A 25,484-nucleotide genomic window follows, 5' to 3' on the forward strand; every position below is an offset into this window, starting at 1 on the left:
TATGGCCTTCTCAGCAATACAATTGCCAATAATCCTACATGTACAAGTATTTCTCCTGTAAGCAGGAATAATGCGGCAAGGACGTTTGGGAGTATAATTAATAAAAGTTTTTATTTTTTTTAACCAAGAGTAAGGGAAATCGAGTACAAGAAAGTCTTCTAATTATTACATAAACAAAGACTCAATGCACGATCCTTTACCGAACCAGGAAATAAAGCGAACCAATCCGTTCGTGACACCTTTGCACGAAGGGAAAGTAGATGCCCGTGAAATTGACTCCGCATTATTCCTGAAAACTACTTTTGAACAAAATCCCGGAAAAGGACTGGAATTGCTGTTCCGGCGCTTTTACAACCCGCTTTGCAGCCATGCAGTCCGGTTTGTTTATTCCAAGCAAATAGCTGAGGATCTGGTCAGTGAAGTGTTTTTTCAGTTTTACCGGACAAAAGCTTACGAAAATATCAATTCATCTTACACGAGCTATTTGTTCCGGTCGGTAAGAAATGAATGCTATACGTATATGCGTAGAGAGTTTGGTAAAACAGATACGCTGGAAATTACTGAAGAAGAAAGTTTTCTTTTTACCTGTCATCAGCAGCCTGACGCTGAAATCCATTACAATCATCTTTTTATCAAAGTCAATGAAGTAATTGCCAGACTCCCCATGCAATGCCAGAAAGTATTTCTGCTCAGCCGTTTTGAAAACAAGAAATATCATGAAATAGCCGACGAGCTTCACATTTCGCCCAAAACGGTGGAAGTGCATATTTCCAAAGCGCTGAAACACCTTCGGTCTGCATTGAAAGGGGAATGGATGCTTTCATTCGGGCTTTCCGTCCTGAGTGTAATTGAAATCTGATTGAGTACCGCACTTTGAGAGCGGTATTGTACGCCGAACTGAATCAACAATGAAAACACCTATATCTAAATATACTCTTTTTGAATATTTATCGGGCAGAGCAAATCCACTTGAAAAACAATTGATTGAAGACTGGATCTCAGCCAATGAAAACACGGAAACTTTTTACGAATGGCTGCTGGATTATGAAATCCAATGCCCGCAATTTATACCCGATCAGGAAGCTGCTGTAAAATCGCTTCTTCAACGCATGGATTCGGACAGTTATGCAGAGACAAACAGACCAAGAACGGTTATGACAGGCTGCCATTCGTCATTACTCTTAGATAAAATTAACAGATCATGGCTGATTGCGGCTTCTGTTACATTTTTGCTGAGCTGCTGCTGGCTGTTCAGGGAATCACTTCAGTACAAAACTTACCAGACTTCTTTCGGGCAGATTACAAACGTATATCTTGAAGACGGCAGCCGGGTTGCTTTAAATTCCAATTCCAAACTGAAAGTTCCGCGCTTTGGCTTTGATCAGGATGTCAGGGAAGTGACGCTGGAAGGCGAAGCAGAATTTTCGGTCAGCCATACCATGGACAGCAAACGGTTTATTGTCAAAACTTCGGATCGTTTTCAGGTAGAAGTACTGGGAACGACATTCTCCGTCTTTGCACGTCCCCGCGGTACAAAGGTCGCTCTTAAATGCGGCAGTATCAGGCTGGATTATTCACAGAATGAACAACATAAGGAAATGATGATGGAACCGGGCGACATGGCAACGCTCGATCGTGCCGGTGGCGTCCAGCTTGCAAAAAAGCAGGATACAAAAACGTTTGCTTCCTGGAAAGAACAGCGGTATGTCTTCAATTCTACTGCCGTCAGCGACATCGTTTCAATGATTGAAGAAAATTTCGGGCAAAAAGTAAAACTGGCTGATGCAGAAATTACAAACCGTACCATAACCGGAAATTTCAAGACAAAAAATGCATATGAGCTTTTGAGAACGGTTTCAGAAGTGCTCAACATCAGAATGGAGCAGGACGGGCCCACTATTATTTTAACCAACAAGTAATCCTAAATCTTTTTATTATGAATCTAACATTATCAGCCAGGCAATGGGTGGGAATCGGAATTGTGTTGATGACTCCGTTATGTCAGCCCGTCCGCTCTCAAACTATTGCATTTGCTACTTTGCCGGCAAGTCAGCATACGTCTGTGCGGCAGGAAATGAAACTGAAAAGCGTTCTGCTGGACATGCAGAAGCATTATGGTGTGGAAATTATTTTTGAAGACCGTCTTGTGGGATCCATTCAGGTAACTTCCGGAATGCTTGATCTGAACAAGCCTTTCGAGAAAAATCTGAACCTTGTTCTTCTGAAAAGCGGGCTGAAATACAAGCAGACAAGAAAAAATACATTCGTCATTGTTGAAAATAAAGAAGAAAGTAGCAGAGCCAACAAGGCAGAAAATAAAGAATCGGCTGTGCTGTTGACCGAACAGGCGCTTGCAATGAATAATACTGCTCCGGTAAAAACCATGCCGGTAATTGTTGATAAAACGATCAAAGGCAAGGTTTCTGACGAGTCGGGCACAGGATTGCCAGGTGTAAGCGTAGTATTGAAGGGAACACAGCGCGGAACTTCAACGGGTGCAGACGGGGATTTTAATATTGATATTCCTGAAACCGGCCAGAATACGCTTGTATTCAGCTTTGTAGGTTATAAGTCCCAGGAAATAACAATCGGGAATGAGTCCACTATTTCGGTCAGCCTTGTACAGGACGAAAATGCACTGGACGAGATTGTCGTTGTTGGTTATGGTTCGGTACGGAAATCGGACCTTACAGGAGCCGTTGGTACCATTAAAGGCGATGTACTGCAGGAACGTCCCGCTTCTTCGCTGAATCAGGGGCTTTCCGGCCGGATCACAGGCGTGAATGTTTCTTCCAACTCGGGACGTCCGGGCGGCCGCGCCAATATCCGTATCCGCGGAGCGAGTTCCATCAGTGTTTCCAATAATCCTTTGTATGTCATTGACGGTGTAATCCTGAATGCCGTGGATCTCGCTAACGGAAGTACGCCGATTGATTACCTGAACCCGAATGACATTGCTTCCATCGAAGTACTGAAAGATGCATCTTCTACGGCAATATATGGAGCCCGCGGTGCAAACGGCGTTATTCTGGTTACGACCAAAAGAGGAACTTCAGGTGCAGGAAAAGTTACTTACGATACGGATTTCAGCATCGGAATAGCACCGCGCAAGTTGCCGGTACTGAATTCAAGGGAATTTCTGGCAGTAGAGGAAACTGCTTATGCAAATGCTGCAAAATACGATCCCGTTGGCTGGGCAACCGGCACAAAATATACCAATCCGAAGCTGAAACGTACAAACCCGCTTTTGTTCGATTCCAGTGGAAATCCGCTGTACGATACGGACTGGCAGAAAGAAGCGTTCCGGAAAGCATTTACGCAAAATCATCAGCTTGGCTTTACCGGCGGAAGTGAAAAAGGCAGCTACGGCGCATTTCTGAATTACCGCAATGAAAACGGCGTTGTGCGCGGCTCCTGGCAGAAAAGGTTTGCCGGACGGTTCGTATTTGACAGTCAGGTAAAAACCTGGCTGAAAGTCGGCGGTACACTGGGTTACACGGATCAGAATGAAAAACAGATTGATCAGCTTGGCGGCGGCGGGATTACGGCCATGCGTCAGGTGCTGGAAGCATTGCCGATTATTCCTGTCAAATACCCGGATGGAAAATGGGCAAGTAACCGTGATTATCCCGGAATGGAAGGTGGCGACAGCCCGCTCAGAGTAGCCGAAGAGAGGCTTTCTTACCTGAGAACACAAACGATGCTGGGCAATATCTATGCTTCCATAAGGTTTGCGGAAGGCTTGGAATTCAGGTCAACAATCGGTACGAACGTAATTAATCAGCGTAATGATTATTTCGCAGCAGCCGGTCTGCAGTATATTTCCAATAACGGCGATGCTTCCGTTGCGAGCAGCCGGTTCAATTCCTGGCAGTTTGAAAATTACCTTACTTATAACAAGCAATTTGCCAAAATACATTCCCTTAACGCCATGCTGGGTTTGTCGTGGCAGCATATGGACCGCTTTGACAATACAGCCAGAAGCCAGAATTTTACGGATACCTATTTTCAGTTTAATAACCTGGGTGCCGGTGCTACAGCGCTTGCTCCTTCGTCCGGTGCTTCCGCTTATGGCCTCAACTCGTACTTCGCGCGTCTGAATTACGGATTAATGGACAAGTACCTGATCACGTTTACAGGCCGTATCGACGGTTCTTCCAAATTTGGTGCTGCCAACCGTTATGCTTTTTTCCCGTCAGCGGCCGTTGCATGGAGAGTGACGGAAGAGGAATTCATGAAAGGTATTCCCGCCATTTCCAACCTGAAAATCAGGGCCAGTTACGGTGCTACCGGAAACTCTGAAATCCCGGCATATCGCGCACTGGCAGGAATGTCCAGTTATGATGCCATTTTCGGCGGTTCGCGTAACATTGGTATAGGCGTCGGACGTATGTCCAATTCCAATCTTCAGTGGGAAAAAACACAGCAAGTTGATTTGGGTATAGAATTCGGATTGTTTTCTAACCGCCTGAGCTTTGAGCTGGATTTGTACCGCAGAAAGGTAAACGATATGCTTCTGGATGCGCCGTTGCCACTGAGCAGCGGATACAGCAGTATTTTTACCAATATAGGAAGCATGGAAAACAAAGGGGTTGAGTTTGCCGTAAATTCCACCAACATCAAGGCCGGAGACTTTTCATGGAATACAACCTTCAATATTTCGGTGAATAAGAACAAAGTGCTTGCACTTTCGGGCGGAAGCGACATCTATTCCGGTGCAACGGTAATCAGAGTAGGCGAGCCGGTCGGTTCGTTCTTCGGCAGAGTGCATCAGGGTACATGGTCGACAGCAGAAGCGGAAGTTGCCAAACGCTACAACATGCTTCCGGGCGATGTCAAATATCAGGATCTAAACAACGACGGCACCATCAATGACAACGACCGGACCATTATCGGAAAAGGTATTCCGGACGGATTCGGAACGTTCCTGAACACATTCCAGTACAAGGCCTGGTCGCTTACTGTAGACTTGCAGTACATGTACGGAAATGATGTGCTGGACAGAAGTATTCACTCGGCGGAAGACAGACAGGGCATTGCCAACAGTTATAAAACGGTGCTGAATGCCTGGACAGAAACCAACCAGAACACGCCAATTGCGCAGATTCGTCCGATCAATGCTTACTATACGACCAATAATGACAGCCACAAGGTTACAGATGCCTCTTTTATAAGAGGACGCAATTTGCTGCTGGCTTATACTTTCCCGTCCGACCTTGTTTCCAGACTGAAACTCGATCGCCTGCGTGCATATGCTTCGGTTCAGAACTTTTTTGTAACAACCAAATACAAAGGCTACGACCCGGAAGTTTCCAATTCAGGATCACCTTTCGATCAGGGATTCGGCTTGTACGATTATCCAAAGCCAAGGGTATTTATGCTGGGCTTGAACATAGGTTTATAACAATACTGACTCTTACCTGAAGTAAAATGAACAAAATATCTAAAAATATCAGCTTGCTCACAACGATTCTGAGCATGTTTTGCGCAACGGGCTGTTCCGACTTTCTTGAAGAATCCGATCCCAGCAACTTTACAGTAGAGAATTATTTTACGCAGCCGGCACACGCCAGAAGTTCTGTAAATGCAATATATGCACCCATGCGTGAACCGCTTAACAGCGGCTTTGGCGGCGGCGCATGGATGATGCCGGAGTTTGCAACAGGGCTTGCAGCTACGGATCTGGGCCAGGCTGTAAACAGCTATTTTATCAAGGATTTAAGAAACACGTCCGACAATGGTTACGGCCAGACTTACTGGACTTCTTACTATCGCGGAATTGCCAATGCGAATCTTTCCATTCAGAAGATTCCGACCATTACGATGAATGAAGCGGAAGCAAAGGCATTGATGGGAGAAGCCTATTTTCTGAGGGCGTGGTATTATTTCAATCTGGTCCGCATGTTTGGCAGTATTCCATTGGTTACCGAGCCGGTTGATCTTCAGTCCGAACAACTGAGGCCGGCGCAGGCAACTCCGGAAGTTGTTTATAACCAGATTGTTCAAGATCTGCAGACTGCGGAGGCATCCGGATTGCCATGGACCGACGCGTCAGGAAAAGTAAGTATGGGCGCTGTAAAATCGTTGCTTTCCCAGGTTTATCTGACCATGGCCGGATTTCCCTTGCAGAAAGGAGCGTCGCATTATCAGCTGGCAGCCCAGAAATCGGAGGAAGTTATTGATTCCAAGCAGTTCAAACTGTTTGCGTCCTATAACGATTTTCATGATCCTTCCAAAAAGAACATCGAGGAAAACATATTCATGATCCAGTTCCGGACGCAGATTCTTCCATCCAACTGGCAGGTTTCCATTATTCCTTATAACAAGAATATTTCCCAGTATTCCGATGAAACCGGAGGTATTTATGCAACCGGGGATTTTGTAAAATCATATGATCCGGCCGATTTGCGTGCGAAGGAAAAGCAATTTTTCTTTACCAAATTTACCAATGAAGCAAACCGCAACCAGGAAGTGGACCTTGGCGGATATTTTATTTACAAGCATTTTGATATGGTTGCACAGACAAGTTCAGCAAACAGCGACCTGAACTGGCCGGTAATCCGTTATGCGGATGTGCTGCTGACCTATGCGGAAGCATCCAATGAAGTGAGCGGCCCGACTGCAAAAGCGTACGAAGCAGTGAATGCAATCAGAACAAGGGCACAACTGCCAAATCTGACCGGTTTGTCAAAAGATATGTTCCGGGAAGCTGTGTGGCGCGAACGCTGGTATGAACTGTGTTATGAAAATATAACGTGGTTTGACATGGTTCGCCTGCGCAAGGCATTTAATGTCAAAACAAAGACGTTTGATAATTACGTAGGGCATAAATTTTCCTATGGCCCGACACTAACTGAAAGAGAGCTGCTTTTCCCGATTCCAACGTCGGAAATGAGAAACAATACCAATCTCAGACAGAATAACGGCTACTAGAAAGTAGTTTTTAAAACAAAAAAAACCGCCTTTACAGGGCGGTTTTTTGTTTATATATTACATAAATCAGAAGAACCTGTTGATCAGATTTTCAAGATATTCCTGCTTTCCGGAGATAGTAGCCGGTTCACCTTTTGTAGCGGCAAGTTCAAAAAGATCTTCCAGACGAAGTGCTCCGCTTTCATATTCAGCACCTTTTCCGCTGTCGAAACTTGCATAACGCTCCGTACGGATTTTGTCGTACTCGCCGTTCTGAATGATCTTGTCAGCAATTACCAAAGCTCTTGCAACCGTATCCATACCGCCGATATGTGCGTAAAATACATCTTCCACGTCCGTTGAGTTACGGCGGCGTTTGGCATCAAAGTTGATTCCGCCGCCTTTCAGGCCGCCTGCTTTCTGGATAACGAGAAATGCTTTGGTCCATTCAGCAATATCCGTCGGAAACTGGTCTGTGTCCCATCCGTTCTGATAATCGCCGCGGTTTGCATCAATAGATCCGAGAATGCCGGCATCAGCCGCAACCTGCAGTTCATGCTCGAATGTATGACCCGCCAAGGTAGCATGGTTAACTTCAAGGTTCAGCGCAAAATCATCCAGCAGATTGTGCTGGCGAAGGAAGCCGATGCAAGTGGCAGAATCATAATCGTACTGGTGTTTGGTAGGCTCGCAAGGTTTTGGTTCCAGGAAGAATTTACCTTTGAAACCTTTGCCACGCGCATATTCAACAGCCATTTTCAGGATTTGTGCAAAATGTTCCTGCTCGCGTTTCATATCCGTGTTAAGCAGTGTCATGTAGCCTTCACGTCCGCCCCAGAATACATAATTTTCACCACCCAGCGCAATCGTTGCATCCAGCGCCGTTTTGATCTGGGCACCTGCATGGGCTACAACGTCAAAGTCAGGATTCGTTGAAGCGCCGTTCATATAACGGTGATGACTGAAAAGATTTGCAGTTCCCCAAAGCAGCTTTACGCCTGAATCCTGCTGTTTTTTTGCCAGATATTCCGTCAGGGTCTGAAGGCGTCTTTCATTGTCGCGTACGTCATCCGTATAATCCACAACGTCGATATCATGAAAGCAGTAATAAGGCGCGCCCAGCTTGGTAATCAGCTCGAATGCAGCATCTGCCTTGTCTTTGGCACGTTCGATGGCATCGCTTTTGTTATCCCATGGATAAAACAGGGTAGGCCCGCCAAATGGATCCAGCCCTGATCCGTTGAATGAATGCCAGTAAGCAATTGCAAAGCGCAGGTGATCTTTCATGCTTTTGCCTGCAATCATGCGGTTTTCATCATACCAGCGATATGCCAGCGGGTTGTCCGATTCTGGGCCTTCGTATGCAATTTTCCCGATTCCTTTGAAATACTCCTGTTCTCCGAGTAAGATGCTCATTGTGTTCTGATTATTGTTTTGTAAATGTTCTTAAAATATTCGCGCGAAAGGCATGGCAATGCCCAATCGTTCTGAAAGCAATCTTTTATTATTAAGTGTAGGATTGACATTTCATACTGCAATACTATTGTTTTTTTTTGAAATTATTGCAGTATAAATAAAAAGAGGAGCAGAAATCATTTCTGCTCCTCTTTTTGGAAAAATATTATGTTCTTAAAAGAATTTCGCGCGGCGGTCTTCAATTTTCGCGTTTTCACGGATTGCCTCGTTTACAAGGTAAGACATCCGGCTTTCAAGAGACTGTGTCAGTTGCGTTTTATACTGCGTGTAATCCGCAATTTTCGGAGCTTCTGTTTTGCTCACCAGTTCCATGATAAAGACACCGTTTTCACCCGTAAACACGCCGGTTTTTTGTCCAGGTTTCAGGCTGAATGCTTTTCCAAGTGCAATCGGATCAAATCCCGCGCTGGTCAGGAAGCCGGTTGCCAATGTGATATCCGTAGCCGATTCCACCAATGCGCCTGCACCGTATTTTTTAGCAATCGTCGGAAGGTCGCCGGTGGCACCTTTCAGCTTGGCCGTAATCTGTTCCGCTTTGATCTGGTTACGAACTTTCGTTGTAAGCTCGTCGCGGAAGTCGTCTACTTTCACATCTTTCTGATCTGATTTTCCGGTAAGAACGGCAACAATGTACTGTTCTTCTGTTTCAAAAACCTGCGATACCGAATTAATTTTGGAATCATCTTTGAATGCCCATCTTACAATTTCACGTCCGTTCTGGATTGCATTGATGTTTGTTGCTGATTCCGGAATGCGGTTGGCAGTTGCTACAACCAGTGATTTGTTCTTTTTGATTGCTTCGTCAAACTGTTCTTTGGTCTTGACCGAATTGGCAAACTCATCCGCTTTTCTGTAAGCTTCGTCACGCGTGGCCTGGCTTGGTGCAATCGTTTTGCCAATGGCAGCAATGCGGTAAAGCGTATTGGATTTCGGGGCTGTTACTTTGATAATATGGAAACCAAACTGGCTTTCAACAAGTCTCGGGATTAAGCCCGGAGCAGTTGCCGAGAATACCGCTTCTTCAAAAGGCTTCACCATTGCTCCGTTATTCTGGAAATAACCAAGGTCACCGCCACGCTGGGCCGAACCCGGATCTGCGCTGGAAGTTGCAGCCAGTGCTTCAAAGTTTGCGCCTGCACGGATCTGAGCGAGAACGCCTTCTGCTTTTGTGCGTGCCGCAGCTTTTGCAGAATCAGACTGATTTTCCGCACGGATCAGAATGTGGCTTGCTCTTGCAGAATAAGCCGTATCCACTTTGGTGCCGCCGTATTTGTAAATGTAATACGTATTTCCTTCCCGGTAAGGACCGTAAACGCCGCCCGGAACAAACGTCTTGACCGCTTCTTTCAACTGATCTGACATTGTTGCAAACGACATATTGATCGGCAGAGGAATGTCGGAGTTCATGCTGGCAAATGCCGAGTCGTTTGGTGCGGTTGCAAGGCCTCTTGCAAGTTCCTTGATTTCGTTATAAAGCGCAGCGCTGTCGTCTTTGGCAGGCTGAACCGGAAAAGTTACGTATTCGATGGAACGGGTATCGGTTCCTTTGTATTCCTTGCGGTGTGCGCTCAGATATTCTTCCAGTTGTGAATCCGTAACTTTGATCGTTGTGTCTACAACCGAGAAGTAAGGAACATAAAGGTAACGCAGGTTGGCTTTGGTACTTTGCGCTACGTATTCTTTTTCCGCCTGTGCTTTCGGGGTATAAGTAGAAAGTTTCAGAAGGTTTTCATATTTGGTGCGTGTACGTTCTTCACGAAGGCTTTTCTCAAAGTTTTCCCAGGATCTTTGCTGATCAATCGGAAGCGTTTTAAGGTTTTTCAGATAATTGACAACGGCATTTTTGTCAAATTTACCCGTAGTAGGATCAGAAAATGCCTGAAGAATGGAAGGACTGATGTGATTTCCCTGAACCATATCAACAAGTTCGTCATCCGTAACCGTCAGTCCGAGATCGTCAAATTCTTTTTTGTACGCAATATCCACAACGTACTGGTTCCAGGCCTGATCTCTGAGTGAAGCAAGTTCATTTTCGCTCAGGCTGCGGCCGGATTGGGCTTCGTAATTCTGCCGGAAGCCGTCCACACGGCTCTGAAAATCCTTGATATTGATTTCTTTCCCTGCAATTTCTCCAACCGTCTGACTGTTACCTCCTCCAAGTATTGAAGAATTGGGGCCAAGCAGGTCGCCGCCAACCATAAAAAGAATTAAACTGATAGCGATTACCGTCACGGCAATCCCGGATTTTTCTCTGATTTTGTTAATTAAAGCCATTTTCTCGATTCAAATTTGTGCGCAAAATAAAATCTTTTCTTCATGGAATGCAAGGACTTACAAGCCATTTTCAAATAATTGGATGCTTACAGCATTATTCCATGTGTTTCAGGTTGAAAGCGTACAAAATCAGCATGAACATACTGAGCAAAACGCCTGCGATGGAGTTGATTGTGCCGAGCCAGCCGCCGATGATCAGGATGGGTGCAAGAAATGCGATGGCAATTCCGGCCAGATACAGATAAAAACCTTTTTTCTGCAGGTTCCACATCAGATAAGCGGCATACAGCGATATGGATTCAAAAATAAGCATGATGATTGCGCCCGTCTTGATGGTTTCCGGAGTAGTCTGTTCAATGATGGATTCAAACATGCTTTCCATTGTCCTTGCATCTGCACTTCCGGCTTGCTGATCCAGTTTTTCCCTTACCGTCTCAAACCGTTCACGCGTTTCGTCCGCCATAATGCCCGGGTTCCACAATCTTTCAGACTGCGTCCACAGCCCGAATACAGAACTTATAAAGGTGAGGTAACATAAAAAGGTAAGAAAAGGAGGACGATCGATAGTTTCATTCATTATTGATAAAATAATTCAGCAGGTTTTTCCGATGAAGAGTGTAAAAATTGTCGTTTTCAGTGAAAACACCAAAGGCATTTGAATATTCTTGTCCGGGAACATACATTTGTTGATTAGAGTCCCACAATTATTTCAACAACGTAAAAACGTTACTTATGAGTTTGCAAATTCTTACCGACCGAGTTAAAAATATGCTTGGAACCGACAGCGGGCTGGATGCTACCGTAAAATTCAAAACCGAAGAAGGTACCTTGTTCATTGACGGCAAATCGGTGCCCAATACGGTTTCCGATCAGGATCTTGATGCGGACTGTACTTTTGATATTTCAACCAAAAATGCGCTGAAACTCATGGACGGTGATCTGAACGCGATGATGGCTTACATGACCGGCAAGTTGAAAATCCACGGCGATATGAGCGTAGCCATGAGAATAGCTGAAAAATTCGGAAACCGTTAATAGCCGGAAAAGATTTTTTGCTTTAATAAAAACACAGTTATTTGCTGCCCGGCCTGTTACAGCAGCGGGCAGTAATATTTATTAGATTTCCAGTTCTCGCAGATACATCTGGATCGTATTTTCCAGTCCGAGATAAAGCGCATCCGAAATTAGTGCATGGCCGATGGAAACTTCGTCAAGCCACGGAATGCTCTGTTTCAGGAAACGCAGATTGTCCAGACTGAGATCATGGCCTGCATTGAGACCCAGTCCGACTTCCCTTGCTTTTTCCGCGGCAATGATAAAAGGGAGGACTGCTTTACGGCGGTTTTCAAAATAATGTGCCGCATAAGGTTCTGTATAAAGTTCAACACGGTCTGCACCGCACATTTTGGCGCCTTCCACCATTTTCGGGTCCGGATCTACAAAAACGGAAACACGGATTCCGGCTGTCTTGAATGTCTGGATCAGCGTGCTGAGTTCCGTCCGGTTTGTAACCGTATCCCAGCCGGCGTTGGAAGTAATCGCGTGCAGCGCATCCGGCACAAGCGTCACTTGCTCCGGCTTGTTGGCAAGCACCAGTTCCACAAACTTTTTTTCGGACGGATTTCCTTCGATATTGAATTCCGTTGTAACGACTTCCTTCAGATCGTAAACGTCCTGATACCGGATATGCCGTTCATCGGGTCGCGGGTGCACCGTAATTCCCTGCGCCCCGAAACGTTCACAATCCAGCGCTACTTTCAAAACATTGGGATTGTCTCCGCCGCGCGAGTTCCGGAGTGTTGCTATTTTATTGATGTTTACGCTAAGCCGGGTCATGGAGTGAATGGGAATAGGGTGAATAAAAAATGACTTGGTGACCTGATGACTGCATTTTGTAACGATTGCTGTAACTTTGCAGACTTATGGACAAATTTAGCATTCACACATTCACAATTAACAATTCACTCATTTAATTACATACCATGTCACTTAAAAGTCAGGTTGAATCAGGCATTAAAGATGCCATGCGGGCCAAAGATCAGGATACTTTACGTGCGTTGCGCGCCATCAAATCGCTTATATTGCTGGAAGAAACAAAAGGAGGCGGAAGCGGAGAACTTACTGCGGATGACGAACTTAAACTGCTGACCAAAGCAGCCAAGCAACGCCGCGAATCCGCAGATATTTACAAAACACAAGGCCGTGCGGATCTGCTGGAAAAAGAAGAAGCAGAACTGGCCATTATTGAGCAATTCCTTCCGAAACAGCTGACAGAAGATGAAATCAAGGCCAGATTGCAGGAAATAATCACACGTGTAGGTGCCTCGGGTCCTGCCGATATGGGAAAAGTAATGGGCGCTGCCACAAAAGAACTGGCCGGACAAGCCGACGGCCGTGTAGTTTCCACTTTGGTGAAGGGATTGCTGGCATGAAGTTACTGGATGTGCTCATCCTCGTTCCGCTGCTCTGGGGCGCATTACATGGTTACCGCAAAGGACTTCTGATCGAAATAATCGGAATTGCAGGTCTTGTGGTAGCCATGATTCTGGGTTTTAAATTTCTGGGACTGGGCATGGAAATCCTGACACCGCATGTGAGTGCAGGCGTGGCGAGGCGAATTCTTCCTTACGTCGGATTTTCAGCGATCTTTTTTCCTACTGTTTTTCTGTTAAATCAATTCGGTTACAAAATCAGAAGATCGCTGCGATATTCTATACTGGGTACTTTCGACAGCTTCGCCGGCGCCATGGTGGGCGTTTTTACCTGGGTTTTCGGCATCAGCGTATTTTTCTGGCTGGTCAATACAATCGGTGTAAAAATTCCGGCACACCGTACCGAAGACACCTGGCTTTATCCGCTCGTTGTGCCCATAGCGCCTTCGGTTATTACAAAAGCTTTGTCCATTATGCCGGAAGGTACGGACCTGATCCGTGAATGGAAACGGGATTATATTGATGATGAAAACGCTTCTTTGCTGAACCGAATAACACACTGATAATGAAAGGAAGCTGAATGAATTGAACTTTCAAAACAGCAGAACAGTTACGTTTTCATCAAAGGGTTTAAGTACCTTTGCACTTGCAAAAAAATGGAATACAGCGGTATTCGATATACAGAAAAAAATAATGACCGGACTACCGAATAAACAGGATATAAGAAAACTGACCATAGAACAGATCAAAACCTGGATGGCTGCGCATGGTGAAAAAGCTTTTCGTGCCAAACAGATTTATGAATGGATCTGGAAAAAATCTGCCCATTCTTTTGATGAAATGACCAATCTTTCACTGGCAACGCGCCAGCTGATGAACGAACATTTTGTGATTCATTCTCTTGAAATTGCCAAACAGCAGCAAAGCAACGACGGAACCATCAAATCGGCATTCCGCCTTTTCGACGGCAATCTGGTGGAAGGCGTGCTGATTCCCGCCGCCGACCGCATGACAGCCTGCGTAAGCAGCCAGGTGGGCTGCTCGCTGACCTGCAAGTTTTGTGCAACGGGCTATATGGACCGCAAACGCAATCTGGATGCAAGCGAGATTTATGATCAGGTTGTAACCATTGCACGTCAGGCGGAGGGCAGTTTCAAAACGCCGCTAACGAATATTGTGTACATGGGAATGGGCGAACCTTTGCTGAATTATGCCAACGTCTTGCAGTCCATTGAGCATATTACTTCTCCGGAAGGCCTGAACATGTCGCCCAAACGCATTACGGTTTCAACTGCGGGTATTGCAAAAATGATTAAAAAACTGGGCGATGATCAGGTTCGTTTCCGGCTTGCCTTGTCGCTGCATGCAGCCAATGATGAAAAGCGGAACCAGATCATGCCGATCAATGAATCCAATTCGCTGGATAATCTTGCTGAAGCGTTGAATTACTTTTATGCAAAAACCGGCAACCGCATTACATTTGAATACATTGTTTTTAACAACTTTAATGATACTTTGCAGGACGCAAAGGAGCTTTGGGATTTTACCCGCCGTGTTCCGGCAAGAGTTAACATCATTGAATACAACCCGATTGCAGAAGCGGATTTTAAAAACACTGAAGCAGACCGGCTCGACAAATTTGCTGCTTATCTGGAAGACAGAGGCGTTTCGGTACATGTGAGAAGGAGCAGAGGAAAGGATATTGACGCGGCCTGCGGTCAGCTGGCAAACAAGGAAGCGGCATAATCCGGATTGAAAATTATCCAGATTTAACAATTTGATAATATTGCATCGGATCAGAATAACTAGTTTTGTGCCCAAAATCAGTTTTCGCAAGCGTGTAAAAACCTTAGTTCACATTGCAATCATTAGCTGAAAGTTCTTTTAAATAACTTATATTCTGCCTTTATGTTTGGTCTTGAAACCGACATTTTTCTCCTCCTTGCTTTTAGTATTCTGGCGGCTTGTGCATTTGAATTTGTAAATGGTTTTCACGATACTGCCAATGCAGTGGCTACTGTGATTTACACCAATTCCCTGAAACCCAATATTGCCGTAATATGGTCAGGATTCATGAATTTCCTGGGTGTTTTTTTCGGGGGAATTGCCGTTGCAATGGGGATTGTAAACCTGCTACCCGTTGAACTGCTTATTGACCAGAATGTATATCACAGCGCCGCAATGGTATTTGCATTGTTGCTGAGCGCAATCATTTGGAATCTTGGAACATGGTATTTCGGACTTCCGAGTTCCAGTTCGCATACGCTGATCGGTTCCATTCTGGGTGTCGGGCTGGCATTTACCTTTATGCCGGAAAACTCTTACGGAGCAGGCGTAAACTGGTCAAAGGCAAAAGAACTGTTTATGTCGCTGCTTACTTCACCGATATTCGGGTTTGCGCTTGCCATCATCATTATGTTCATTATCCGGCGTACACTTTCCAAGCCTTTGCGCGAAATCGTATTCAGCGAGCCCAAAAAAAATCAGCCGCCGCCGATCTGGATCCGTGCTATTCTGATTACAACCTGTACGCTGGTGAGTTTTTTTCATGGCTCTAACGACGGACAGAAAGGCGTTGGGCTTGTTATGCTCATTCTGATCAGCATCGTGCCGGCGCATTTTGCCATGGACAGCAGCAAAAATCCGGTGGAAATGAAAAGCGAACTGATCCAGATCGGACAAATTGTAAACCGCATTGATCCTTCAAGACTTTCCATTACCGACCGCGGCCATTTGCAGACCATAAAAGATGAAATTGCCGGCCTGACTGCGCAGATCAGCAAACCTTTGGTCAACAACCAGTTTCCGCTGGAACAGCGTATGAACGCCCGTCGCTCGCTTTTGCTGATCAGCCGGAACATGAAGACGATCCTGGACAACGGACACGCCAATCTGGGTGCCAGCGACGAAGCATTTCTGAAAAATCAGTCTGCCGGCGAAAGCGGGATCAGAAGATATACGGATTATGCGCCGGATTGGGTTATTCTGATGATTTCACTTTCGCTCGGCCTCGGAACTATGGTCGGCTGGAAAAGAATCGTGGTTACAATCGGTGAAAAAATCGGGAAGCAGCATCTTACATACGCACAGGGTGCCTCGGCCGAACTTGTTGCGGCAAGCACCATCGGCGTTTCATCTTATATGGGACTTCCGGTAAGTACAACCCACGTGCTTTCTTCCGGAATCGCCGGTTCCATGGTGGCCAGTAAAGGGGTGAAAAACCTTCAGGGCGGGACGATCCGGAACATTGTGATCGCCTGGATTCTCACACTTCCTGTTACGATGGTTTTATCCGGAACCTTGTATGTGTTCTTTCGCTGGATACTCTGAGAAATCCGAATTAATATATTTTTAAAACAGGCTAAAAGCCAGAAAGTGCGGTACCCGATGGAAAGGTGCCGCACTTTCTTTGCTTTTCATTGGTTTAATATTGTAAATTGAGCGTGGATTTTTAAGAATAACTAAAAGCCAATAATTCATTATAATGACAACCATTGAAGAGCAGGTAAACCGTTACGGCTACGTGACCGAAGCAGTTGCAGAGGATATTGATTTGATTGCCGAAATAAACCGTTTGAAGAAAGAGAAAAATGCGGTTATTCTGGCGCATTATTATGTGGATGCAGAAATACAGGATATAGCCGATTACATTGGCGACAGTCTGGGTCTTTCGCAGCAGGCCGCAGCTACAGAAGCGGACATGATCGTTTTTTGCGGCGTTCATTTTATGGGCGAAACGGCAAAGGTTCTAAGCCCGAATAAAAAAGTAGTCATTCCGGATCTGAATGCAGGCTGTTCACTGGCCGATTCGGCTCCGGCGGACAAGTTTGCAGCTTTCAAGGCGCAGTATCCGGATCATATTGTAATCAGTTATATCAATTGTTCTGCTGAAATCAAAGCGTTGACAGACATTGTCTGTACTTCTTCCAATGCATTGCAGATTGTAGACAGTCTTCCGAAAGATCAGAAAATTATTTTTGCCCCGGATGCAAACCTGGGCCGGTACGTTGCGCATAAAACAGGCCGTGATATGGTGTTGTGGGACGGCGCCTGTATTGTACACATTGATATTTCAAGAGAAAAACTCCAGAAGCTCAGAGAAGAAAACCCGGATGCACTGCTCATCGCACATCCCGAATGCAAGGAAGATATTCTGTTACAGTCCGACTTTGTAAGCTCCACAACCGGGCTTCTGAAATTTGTCAAAGAATCGAAGCATGATAAATTCATTGTGGCAACAGAAGCCGGCATCCTGCACAAAATGAAGCAATCCGTTCCGGATAAAAAGCTGATTCCTGCGCCCGGATCTGACAATAATACCTGCGCCTGCTCCGAATGCCCTTACATGAAAATGAATACGCTTGAAAAAGTATATAATGCGCTTTATTACGAGCAGCCCGAAATTTTTGTTCCGGAAAATATCAGGCTTAAAGCTTATGAATCTGTTGCACGCATGCTGGAACTGAGCAAAGGCATCTAGATTTGTAAACAACCCCTAATTGATTTGATTTATGCCCCAATTTGATTTTCTGATTATCGGTTCGGGAATTGCCGGACTAAGTTATGCTGCCAAACTTGCGCGCTATTTTGACGGTCTGAAGCAGGAAGTTTCCATTGCTGTCATCACAAAAGTGCAGGCGGACGAAACCAATACCAAATATGCACAAGGCGGAATCGCTGTGGTTTGGGCGGAATCGGATTCCTTTGAAAAGCATATTCAGGACACAATGGATGCGGGGGATGAAGTGAATAAAAGAAATATTGTAGAGATCGTGGTCCGTGAAGCGCCGAAAAGAATTCAGGAGCTGATCGATTACGGAACGCGGTTCGATAAGGAAAGTGGAGGTGAATACGATCTGGCCAAAGAAGGCGGGCATTCCGATCACCGCATTCTGCACTTTAAAGATATAACCGGCGCTGAGATCGAGCGGGCGCTGCTTGAGGAAGTAAGCCGGCATAAAAGCATTCAGATTTTTACGCATTATTATGCTGTTGAATTAATAACACAGCATCATCTGGGCGAAACCGTATACCGCTACCGTGAAGATATTCAGTGCTTTGGCGCATACGTTCTGAACCGGGAAACGGGTCAGGTGGAGAAATTTCTGGCAAAAACAACTTTGCTGGCAACCGGCGGCATCGGGAATATTTACCAAAGTACAACCAATCCGACGATTGCAACCGGCGACGGCATTGCCATGGCATATCGTGCAAAAGGGATTTGCGATAACATGGAATTCATTCAGTTTCATCCGACCAGTTTTTACCAGCCGGGACAAAAACCTTCCTTTCTGATTTCAGAGGCGGTGCGTGGTTTTGGCGGTGTCCTGAAAAGAGCGGACGGAAGTACTTTCATGGAGAATTATGACAGTCGCCTTTCACTTGCGCCCAGAGATATTGTAGCCCGCGCCATCGACTCGGAAATGAAGAAAAACGGCGTTGATCATGTTTATCTGGACGTTCGCCATTGCGATTACGACAAGTTTCTTGAACATTTTCCAAACATTACAGAATATTGTTTACACGCTGGAATTGATGTCAGAAGAGATATGATTCCGGTTGTGCCTGCGCAGCATTACATGTGCGGCGGGGTTAAAGTGAATGAATGGGGCAAAACAAACATTAACTTTCTGTATGCAGTCGGGGAGTGCTCCTGTACGGGATTGCACGGCTCAAACCGGCTTGCTTCCAATTCTTTGCTGGAAGCCGTTGTTTTCGGACACAGAGCTTACGAAGACACTGTCCTGAGTTATAAAAATGCCAGTATTCCGGAAAATATTCCGGAATGGGACGATTCCGGCACAACGCATCCTGAAGAACAGGTTCTGGTAACGGAAATGACGCGTGAACTGAACAGCATTATGTCTAATTACGTGGGCATTGTGCGTACAGACCGTCGTATGAAACGCGCTTACAGTCGTCTGGAACTGTTGCATCAGGAACATGAGCAACTGTATAGAGAATCCAAGGTTTCAGTTGCAATCTGTGAGCTCCGCAATATGATCTCGGTTTCTTACCTGATTATCAAAATGGCCATGGCACGAAGAGAGAATATCGGTTTGCATTACAATCTGGACAATGCCTGATTTTTTGCAAGTACGTTACGGCTTTTACGCGTAATGGCTCTTTGTAGTACATTCTGGCCTATTTTCTGACCAAGATGCGTTCCTTCTTCAACGCCGTCGCGGTAATGGATTCCGCCATAAACACGGCTTATGGAAGCATCCCAGTAAGCATCTTCAAAGGATTTGAAAGACTTGACGCCGTGCCCGTATTTCTTTTCGGTTGTGTCGGTAAAAGCAACGTTATCCCCGATCAGCTGCGTAAGCACAGTACCGCAGGCTGCTGAAATGGAACTGTGCCCGCTTACATATTCCGGAAAAGCCGGTGTTTCCAGAAATGGTCTCCAGTTCGGGTCCCAGTTGTTATTGATAACCGTTTCCGGCCGGATCCTCACCGTTCTGTATTTTTCGTCCCAGCAGGCTACAAAAGCGTCAAAAATGGCCAGTGCGCTCAATGTATACGCTTCTGTTGCTTGTATAAGATTTAGTTTTTTATCAATTGAAACCGTTTTTACAATGGCAAGCCAGTGACCGGCCGGCGTCATCTTTTTATTTGCAAACATGGCATGGCCCACGACATTGGTTACAAATGCATTGTCATCCCAGAAATAGGCCGTTGCTTTTTGTTCCTCAGTCAGTGTTTTCCCCATATTATAAACTTCCATGGCAAGCCCCATGAATTTACTGTTTTTATTCAGATCGTATTCGGCGGGTGGCGGGCACAAAAACTGCGTTACGGAATCCAGTGCAAATGTCCGGACGGTATTCCACATCGGTTCGCAGGCATCGGCGTATGTGGGCGGCGTCGGTACCCAGGTTCCGGGCTTGTTGGTTACCGTATAGCGATAACCGCGTATTTCCTTGTAATGGTCTTTGGCTGCGTGCGCCAGTACATGTTTTGCCACCGTATCGCCGTAGGCCATTGAACGTTCATATACGTCGTCCGGAATTCCCATTTTCCGGTACTTTTCAAACAGGTCTTTTTCGTAGTTATCCCACATATCGCCGGAGAAAGTCAGCGTTCTTCCAACCTGTGTAAAAGCCTTTATGCTGGCAAGCGGAAAGCAGTAAGCAGTTCCGGAATCAGGCTTGGGCGGCGCGTTGAATTTTACAAGTTGGTTTCCAAGTGATTGGTATTCAGGGTAGCCGGGAGCCAACGCTTCGTATGCAGCCAGAAAAGAATAACTGTAAATCCGGCTTGCGACCGGGGGTTTGAAAATGTCATGGATAATTACATCGGTAAGATGCGTGGTTGTTTCGTGAAATAATCCCGGATCAGCGGCTTTTGCATTGTACTCTTCGGGAGTAACATTTTTTTTGCAAGCGTACAGTGAACCGATGAAGATCAGAAAGAGTAAGCGAAATTTCATTCGTGTATGCAAAGGTGTTGGAAGTAATCAAAAAACATCGCGAATATAAGCAACAATTTTCAACTGGCTTCATTGATTTTTCAACAAGACATTTGTTTCAATCTGATTTCGTCTGTTATATACCAATTTGTTCAATAAGTAAACTAACGGCTACAAAAATCAGAATTGTCCTTTTATTTATAAAATTATTGTTATTTTTTTAGAATGCATATTCTAAAAACGGGAATGCTTTTATTTGTTAAAATTTTAATATCTTTTTGCATAATTAATCAGGTAAATTTCAGAATCTGGTACTTATCCATCAGGAATCTGTAATCAGCCAATAGGAATAAGATGGTCCGGCTTCCTTGGCCTGGTTCGATTTATAAATGCCTGAAATATTTTTTTATAACCCATTAATTTCAACTTATGTAAAAATTCTCCTTTCCAAAAACTTCATTTTTACTATTCCGGACAGGCGTTCACCTGAATCCGATGAGCGTTTATGTGCACTCCGGTGTGCCGAATCACGCAATCCAGATTTACAATTTTTTATCTCAACCTAACAATCTATTTATGAGATTTTCTACTGAACGGATATTTCGCAATCTGATGCGGAGTATTTTTTCTCTTTCCATGGTGATGGCTTCACTGGCGGGTGTATATGCCCAGAACGTCATCAAAGGGAAGGTCCAAGATGATACGGGCGTGGCACTGCCTGGTGTAAGTGTGGTCGTAAAAGGAACTACGGCTGGTACCGTTACGGATAATGACGGGCTTTATTCCATTGCTGCTGAAAAGAACGGAACACTGGTTTTTTCTTTTATCGGTTATTTAACAAAGGAAATGAGCGTTGGAAATCAGTCCAGTATGGATGTTACGCTGATTTCTGATACCAAAGCTTTGACAGAAGTAGTGGTTGTGGGTTATGGAACGGCAAAGAAAGCTACCCTTACCGGCTCGGTTACAGCTGTAAAAGGAGCGGAACTTCAGAAAGCGCCGGCTGCCAACCTTTCCAATACATTGGGTGGCCGTCTTCCGGGCGTTTCTGCCGTACAGTCCAGCGGTGAGCCGGGCTATGACGGATCAGCGATCCGTATCCGGGGTACGAACTCGCTGGGTAACAGCAATGCACTGATCGTTGTGGACGGTGTTCCCAACCGTAGCGGTGGATTGGACCGTATCAATCCTGCTGACATTGAAAGTATTTCCGTTCTGAAAGATGCCGCGGCTGCTATTTACGGTTCGCGTGCAGGAAACGGGGTAATCCTGATCACAACCAAGCGCGGAAAATCGGGCAAGCCGCAATTATCCTATGATTTCAATGTTGGATTGGCGAGGCCGACACGTACGCCTGAAATGTCCAATGCATCGGAATATGCAACAATTCGTAATGAGTTGCAGATTTATGACAACCTTCCGGTTGGACAGTGGGGAAATGCTTTGCAAGGATTCAATACGACCGGATCTTACACGAGAACAGATAATCAAAATGTGCTGACAGCAACATTCAGCCCGGAAGACATGCAGAAATTCCGTGACGGTTCTGATCCTTTGCTGCATCCGAATACAGACTGGTATAAATCAGTAATCCGCAACTGGGCGCCTCAGCAACGTCATAATGTACAATTGACAGGAGGAAGCGAAAACATCAAATACCTTGCTTCATTGGGTTATATCAATCAGGACGGATATTATGTGAATTCGGCAACAGGTTACAAGCAATATGACATGCGTGTCAATCTGGATACCAAAATCAACAAATATGTAAGCGCAAATCTTGGTGTTGCGCTGCGTGAAGAGTTCAGGCATTTTCCGAACGGCGGTGGTGCCGGTGATATTTTCCGTATGCTGATGCGCGGAAAGCCGACTGAAATCGCTATCTGGCCGGATGGACGTCCGGGTCCGGACATTGAAAACGGCCAGAACCCTGCTGTGATTACTACCAATACAACCGGTTACAACAATGACAAGAGAGATTTTGTCCAGACCAACGGAACAATTGATATTCTTATTCCGGGCGTAAACGGATTGAAAGTAACGGCAATGGCTGCGCTTGATAAGAAACTGTCACGCCAGAAATCGTTTCAGAAACCGTGGACATTGTATTACTGGGATAAAAAGTCCTTTGAAGCAGACGGCACCAGTCCGCTGCTGACCGGTTCGGTTCGTTCTACGTTCAGCGATCCGCGTTTACAGGAAAACTCTGCCCAGGAACTTTCCATTCAGCTTACGGGTCAGGTTTCCTATGAGAAATCAATCGGGTCGCATAACTTCAATGTAATGGCCGGTATCCAGCGCGAGAAAGTGGATGCTGACGGTTTCTTTGCATACCGCCGCTATTTCCTTTCACCAATTGTTGATCAGCTATTTGCGGGTGGAACGCCTGAGCAGAACATTGGAAATTACGATTTGTACAAACGTGCCCGTTTGAGCTATTTCGGCCGTGCGGGTTACAACTTCAAAGAAAAATACCTGGCTGAATTTCTCTGGCGTGTAGACGGTTCCTATGTATTTCCGAAAGACGGCCGTTTCGGTTTCTTCCCGGGTATTTCTGCCGGATGGAGAATTTCGGAAGAGGAATTCTGGAAAAACAATGTCCGTTTCGTGAACAACGTGAAACTGCGCGGATCGTGGGGACAGATGGGAGCAGAGCCCTATTTCCTCGGAACCGAAACACTTGCTGAATACCAGTATCTGTCCACAATGGGATTTGGTCAGTACGTGATCAACGATCAGGTTGCCAAAACGCTTCTTGAATCACGTGTAGCAAACAACAGCTTTACTTGGGAAGTAGCAAACAACAGCAACTTCGGTATCGAGGGAACATTGTTCCGCGATAAAGTAGCCTTTGAATTCGACTATTTTGTGAATAACCGTTCCAATATCCTGATCCCGAAAGTAGGTTCTACGCCTTCATCTGCGGGTATCGACGGCAAGCTTCCTCCTCAAAACCTTGGAAAACTGCAGAACAAAGGATGGGAATTCAAAGTTAGCTACGACGGAAGCATCAACGATTTTACGTACTCTGTCAGTGTGAACGGAGGATATGCCAAAAACCAGATCAAATACTGGGATGAAACACCGGGTGCACCATCGTATCAAAGATCAACAGGCATGCCTTACGGATCGTTTCTGGTTTATCAGTTTGACGGCGTTTTCAAGGATCAGGCTGAAATTGATGCCAATACAATCGATTACAAGCCTATTACCGGAACATTGCGCCCGGGTGACATGAAGTTCAGGGATGTTAATAATGACAACAAGATCAATGCAGATGACCGTATCCGCAGTGAAAAAGTACAGCGTCCATGGTTTACAGGCGGTGCTTCCATTAACTTGGGTTACAAAGCATTTGACTTGTCTGTGTTATTCCAGGGAGCTACGGGCGGTCTTCAGCTGGTGGGTCTGACAGAATCCGGTGACATTGGTAACTATCTGAAATACGACTACGATCACCGCTGGACCATTGACAATCCTTCCAGTGAATATCCGCGCCTTACGAACCGGAACAATGCTTATTATACCAATACCGGAACGGCAGGTTTCAATAATTACTTCCTGAAAAGCAACAATTATCTGCGTCTTAAAAACATTGAGCTGGGCTATAACCTGCCTTCGGAAATAGGCTCCAAACTAGGATTAAGCAGATTGCGGGTTTATGTAAACGGACTGAACCTTTTCACAATTGACAAGATCAAGATCTGGGATCCGGAAGCAACTACAACAAGCGGCCAATACTATCCTCAGTCAAAAATCGTTAACGCTGGTGTTCGTGTATCATTCTAAGATAAAAATCATGAAATTGAATTTTAAAAATATAATTGTCATTGCTGCACTGATTACCGGAGGTTTATCTTCCTGCGACACGGAATTTCTGGACGTAACGCCGCCGAGCGAGATTGCAAGCGAGCAGGTCTGGACCGACGGCGCACTTTCAGAGGCCTTTGTTACCGGTATTTACTCCGGTCTTCAGCAGGGTGGTTTCAGCGAGCAGATGCTGGCTTCGCTCACCGACGAAGCGGTTTTCACGCATACGGGCCGCAACATCAACACGGTCAACGAAGGAAGTCTGAGCCCTTCCAACCTGGGCTGGGTGGACGATACCTACGGATGGAGCCCGATGTACCAGCGCATACGCTCGACCAACATCGCGATCCAGAACCTGAAAACAGCCACTTTCACCGATGAGACGCTGAAAAGCAGGCTGATGGGCGAGGCTTACTTTCTGAGGGCCTACTACTACCAGCAGCTGGTGCGCTACTACGGTTCTGTCCCGCTGATCACCAAGGTATATGATTTGAACGAGGATTATGCCGTGGCCCGCAACACCTTTGAGGAATGTGTGAGCTTCATTGTGAGCAATGCCGACAGTGCGGCCATGCTGCTGGAAGGCAAGACGCTGGTTAAAGGCCGTGCGACCAAAGAAGCTGCGCTGGCACTTAAATCCCGTATCCTGTTGTATGCGGCCAGTGATTTGCACGACATCCCGACTGCGAAGGCCAAGTCCAGCGTGATCGCTGCTTATGCCAAGCCTGAGTTTCTGGGGTATCTTTCCGGCGACCGCAAGGCACGCTGGCAGGCTGCACAGGCCGCAGCCAAGGCGGTCGTGGACCTGACGGCGAGCCGGGGCTACAAGCTGAACCTGACTGCGCCGGTAAGTGCTGCGGAAGGCAAGCTGAACTACATCTCCATCTCGATGGGGGGCGGAAGCACAGACAAGACCTTGGACGCATCGGCCGGAAACGAGATCATCTTTGGCCGCTACTTTACGCCGAGTTTGAGCGAAGGTGCACGCCAGACGGGTCTGAACAACGGTCCGAACGGCTACCACAACTGGGCAGGCAACACACCGATCGGCCTTCTGGTGGATGACTACGAGATGATGGACGGAACGCCATTCAACTGGACCAACCCGGTTGAGAAAGCCAGTCCTTACGCCAACCGTGACCCGCGTTTCTATGCCACGGTGCTCTATG

General features: G+C 45.9%; 18 protein-coding genes. 13 read left to right on the forward strand and 5 right to left on the reverse strand.

Features of this window, described 5'->3' with window-relative positions; genetic code table 11:
- Positions 1-184 precede the first annotated feature (184 nt).
- From FEM55_RS19405 to FEM55_RS19420, 4 genes are read left to right on the forward strand one after another with little or no spacing between them, the layout of a single operon-like run.
- Entirely contained in the window at positions 185-859 is a 675-nt protein-coding gene (locus tag FEM55_RS19405; RefSeq protein ID WP_138283036.1) for an RNA polymerase sigma-70 factor, read from the forward strand.
- 49 nt (positions 860-908) lie between these two features.
- Positions 909-1,919 (forward strand): FecR family protein, encoded by a 1,011-nt coding sequence (locus tag FEM55_RS19410; RefSeq protein WP_138283037.1) that lies wholly within the window; start codon positions 909-911, stop codon positions 1,917-1,919.
- A gap of 17 nt (positions 1,920-1,936) precedes the next feature.
- Positions 1,937-5,404, forward strand: coding sequence for a SusC/RagA family TonB-linked outer membrane protein (locus FEM55_RS19415; protein WP_138283038.1), 3,468 nt, complete (start codon positions 1,937-1,939; stop codon positions 5,402-5,404).
- A gap of 26 nt (positions 5,405-5,430) precedes the next feature.
- Positions 5,431-6,933 (forward strand): RagB/SusD family nutrient uptake outer membrane protein, encoded by a 1,503-nt coding sequence (locus tag FEM55_RS19420; RefSeq protein WP_138283039.1) that lies wholly within the window; start codon positions 5,431-5,433, stop codon positions 6,931-6,933.
- Positions 6,934-6,999: 66 nt separating this feature from the next.
- On the opposite strand, the gene xylA is transcribed toward FEM55_RS19420, so the two are convergent.
- From xylA to FEM55_RS19435, 3 genes are all read right to left on the reverse strand, one after another.
- A complete protein-coding gene (gene xylA, locus FEM55_RS19425) occupies positions 7,000-8,328 on the reverse strand; it encodes a xylose isomerase (protein ID WP_138283040.1) in 1,329 nt (442 codons plus the stop codon).
- Between the two features lie 213 nt (positions 8,329-8,541).
- Complete coding sequence (locus tag FEM55_RS19430) at positions 8,542-10,662, reverse strand: peptidylprolyl isomerase (RefSeq protein ID WP_138283041.1); 2,121 nt, start codon at positions 10,660-10,662, stop codon at positions 8,542-8,544.
- Positions 10,663-10,756: 94 nt separating this feature from the next.
- On the reverse strand, positions 10,757-11,239 hold the full coding sequence (locus tag FEM55_RS19435; RefSeq protein ID WP_229209341.1) for a hypothetical protein: 483 nt from the start codon (positions 11,237-11,239) through the stop codon (positions 10,757-10,759).
- A gap of 155 nt (positions 11,240-11,394) precedes the next feature.
- On the opposite strand from FEM55_RS19435, the gene FEM55_RS19440 reads away from it, so the two are divergent.
- A complete protein-coding gene (locus FEM55_RS19440) occupies positions 11,395-11,697 on the forward strand; it encodes an SCP2 sterol-binding domain-containing protein (protein WP_138283042.1) in 303 nt (100 codons plus the stop codon).
- 81 nt (positions 11,698-11,778) lie between these two features.
- Here FEM55_RS19440 and FEM55_RS19445 read toward each other — a convergent pair whose 3' ends face one another.
- Entirely contained in the window at positions 11,779-12,498 is a 720-nt protein-coding gene (locus FEM55_RS19445; protein ID WP_138283043.1) for a pyridoxine 5'-phosphate synthase, read from the reverse strand.
- Between the two features lie 146 nt (positions 12,499-12,644).
- Between FEM55_RS19445 and FEM55_RS19450 the strand changes: the two genes are divergently transcribed.
- The 6 genes from FEM55_RS19450 (at position 12,645) to nadB (ending at position 19,180) form a co-directional block, all read left to right on the forward strand.
- Positions 12,645-13,094 carry a GatB/YqeY domain-containing protein gene (locus FEM55_RS19450; RefSeq protein WP_138283044.1) on the forward strand — a complete coding sequence of 150 codons (450 nt, stop codon included), beginning with the start codon at positions 12,645-12,647 and terminating at the stop codon, positions 13,092-13,094.
- On the forward strand, positions 13,091-13,657 hold the full coding sequence (locus tag FEM55_RS19455; protein ID WP_138283045.1) for a CvpA family protein: 567 nt from the start codon (positions 13,091-13,093) through the stop codon (positions 13,655-13,657). Before FEM55_RS19450 ends, FEM55_RS19455 begins: the two co-directional genes overlap by 4 nt.
- A gap of 130 nt (positions 13,658-13,787) precedes the next feature.
- Positions 13,788-14,840 (forward strand): dual-specificity RNA methyltransferase RlmN, encoded by a 1,053-nt coding sequence (rlmN, locus tag FEM55_RS19460; protein WP_138283046.1) that lies wholly within the window; start codon positions 13,788-13,790, stop codon positions 14,838-14,840.
- 162 nt (positions 14,841-15,002) lie between these two features.
- Complete coding sequence (locus tag FEM55_RS19465) at positions 15,003-16,424, forward strand: inorganic phosphate transporter (protein WP_138283047.1); 1,422 nt, start codon at positions 15,003-15,005, stop codon at positions 16,422-16,424.
- A 154-nt stretch (positions 16,425-16,578) separates the two neighbouring features.
- Positions 16,579-17,574: a quinolinate synthase NadA gene (gene nadA, locus FEM55_RS19470; RefSeq protein WP_138283048.1), complete on the forward strand. Its 996-nt coding sequence runs from the start codon at positions 16,579-16,581 to the stop codon at positions 17,572-17,574.
- Between the two features lie 31 nt (positions 17,575-17,605).
- Positions 17,606-19,180, forward strand: a complete 1,575-nt coding sequence (nadB, locus tag FEM55_RS19475) for an L-aspartate oxidase (RefSeq protein WP_138283049.1) — start codon at positions 17,606-17,608, stop codon at positions 19,178-19,180.
- Here nadB and FEM55_RS19480 read toward each other — a convergent pair.
- Positions 19,159-20,526, reverse strand: coding sequence for a vanadium-dependent haloperoxidase (locus FEM55_RS19480; RefSeq protein WP_138283050.1), 1,368 nt, complete (start codon positions 20,524-20,526; stop codon positions 19,159-19,161). The genes nadB and FEM55_RS19480 overlap by 22 nt on opposite strands.
- 555 nt (positions 20,527-21,081) lie before the next feature.
- On the opposite strand from FEM55_RS19480, the gene FEM55_RS19485 reads away from it, so the two are divergent.
- Positions 21,082-24,294, forward strand: coding sequence for a SusC/RagA family TonB-linked outer membrane protein (locus tag FEM55_RS19485; RefSeq protein WP_138283051.1), 3,213 nt, complete (start codon positions 21,082-21,084; stop codon positions 24,292-24,294).
- Positions 24,281-25,484, forward strand: a 1,204-nt coding sequence (locus tag FEM55_RS19490; protein ID WP_229209342.1) for a RagB/SusD family nutrient uptake outer membrane protein, incomplete at its 3' end; no start/stop codon positions are given. The genes FEM55_RS19485 and FEM55_RS19490, both read left to right, overlap by 14 nt.

The sequence above is a fragment of the Dyadobacter sediminis genome (genome assembly GCF_005860765.1).
Taxonomy (GTDB): Bacteria; Bacteroidota; Bacteroidia; order Cytophagales; family Spirosomataceae; genus Dyadobacter; species Dyadobacter sediminis.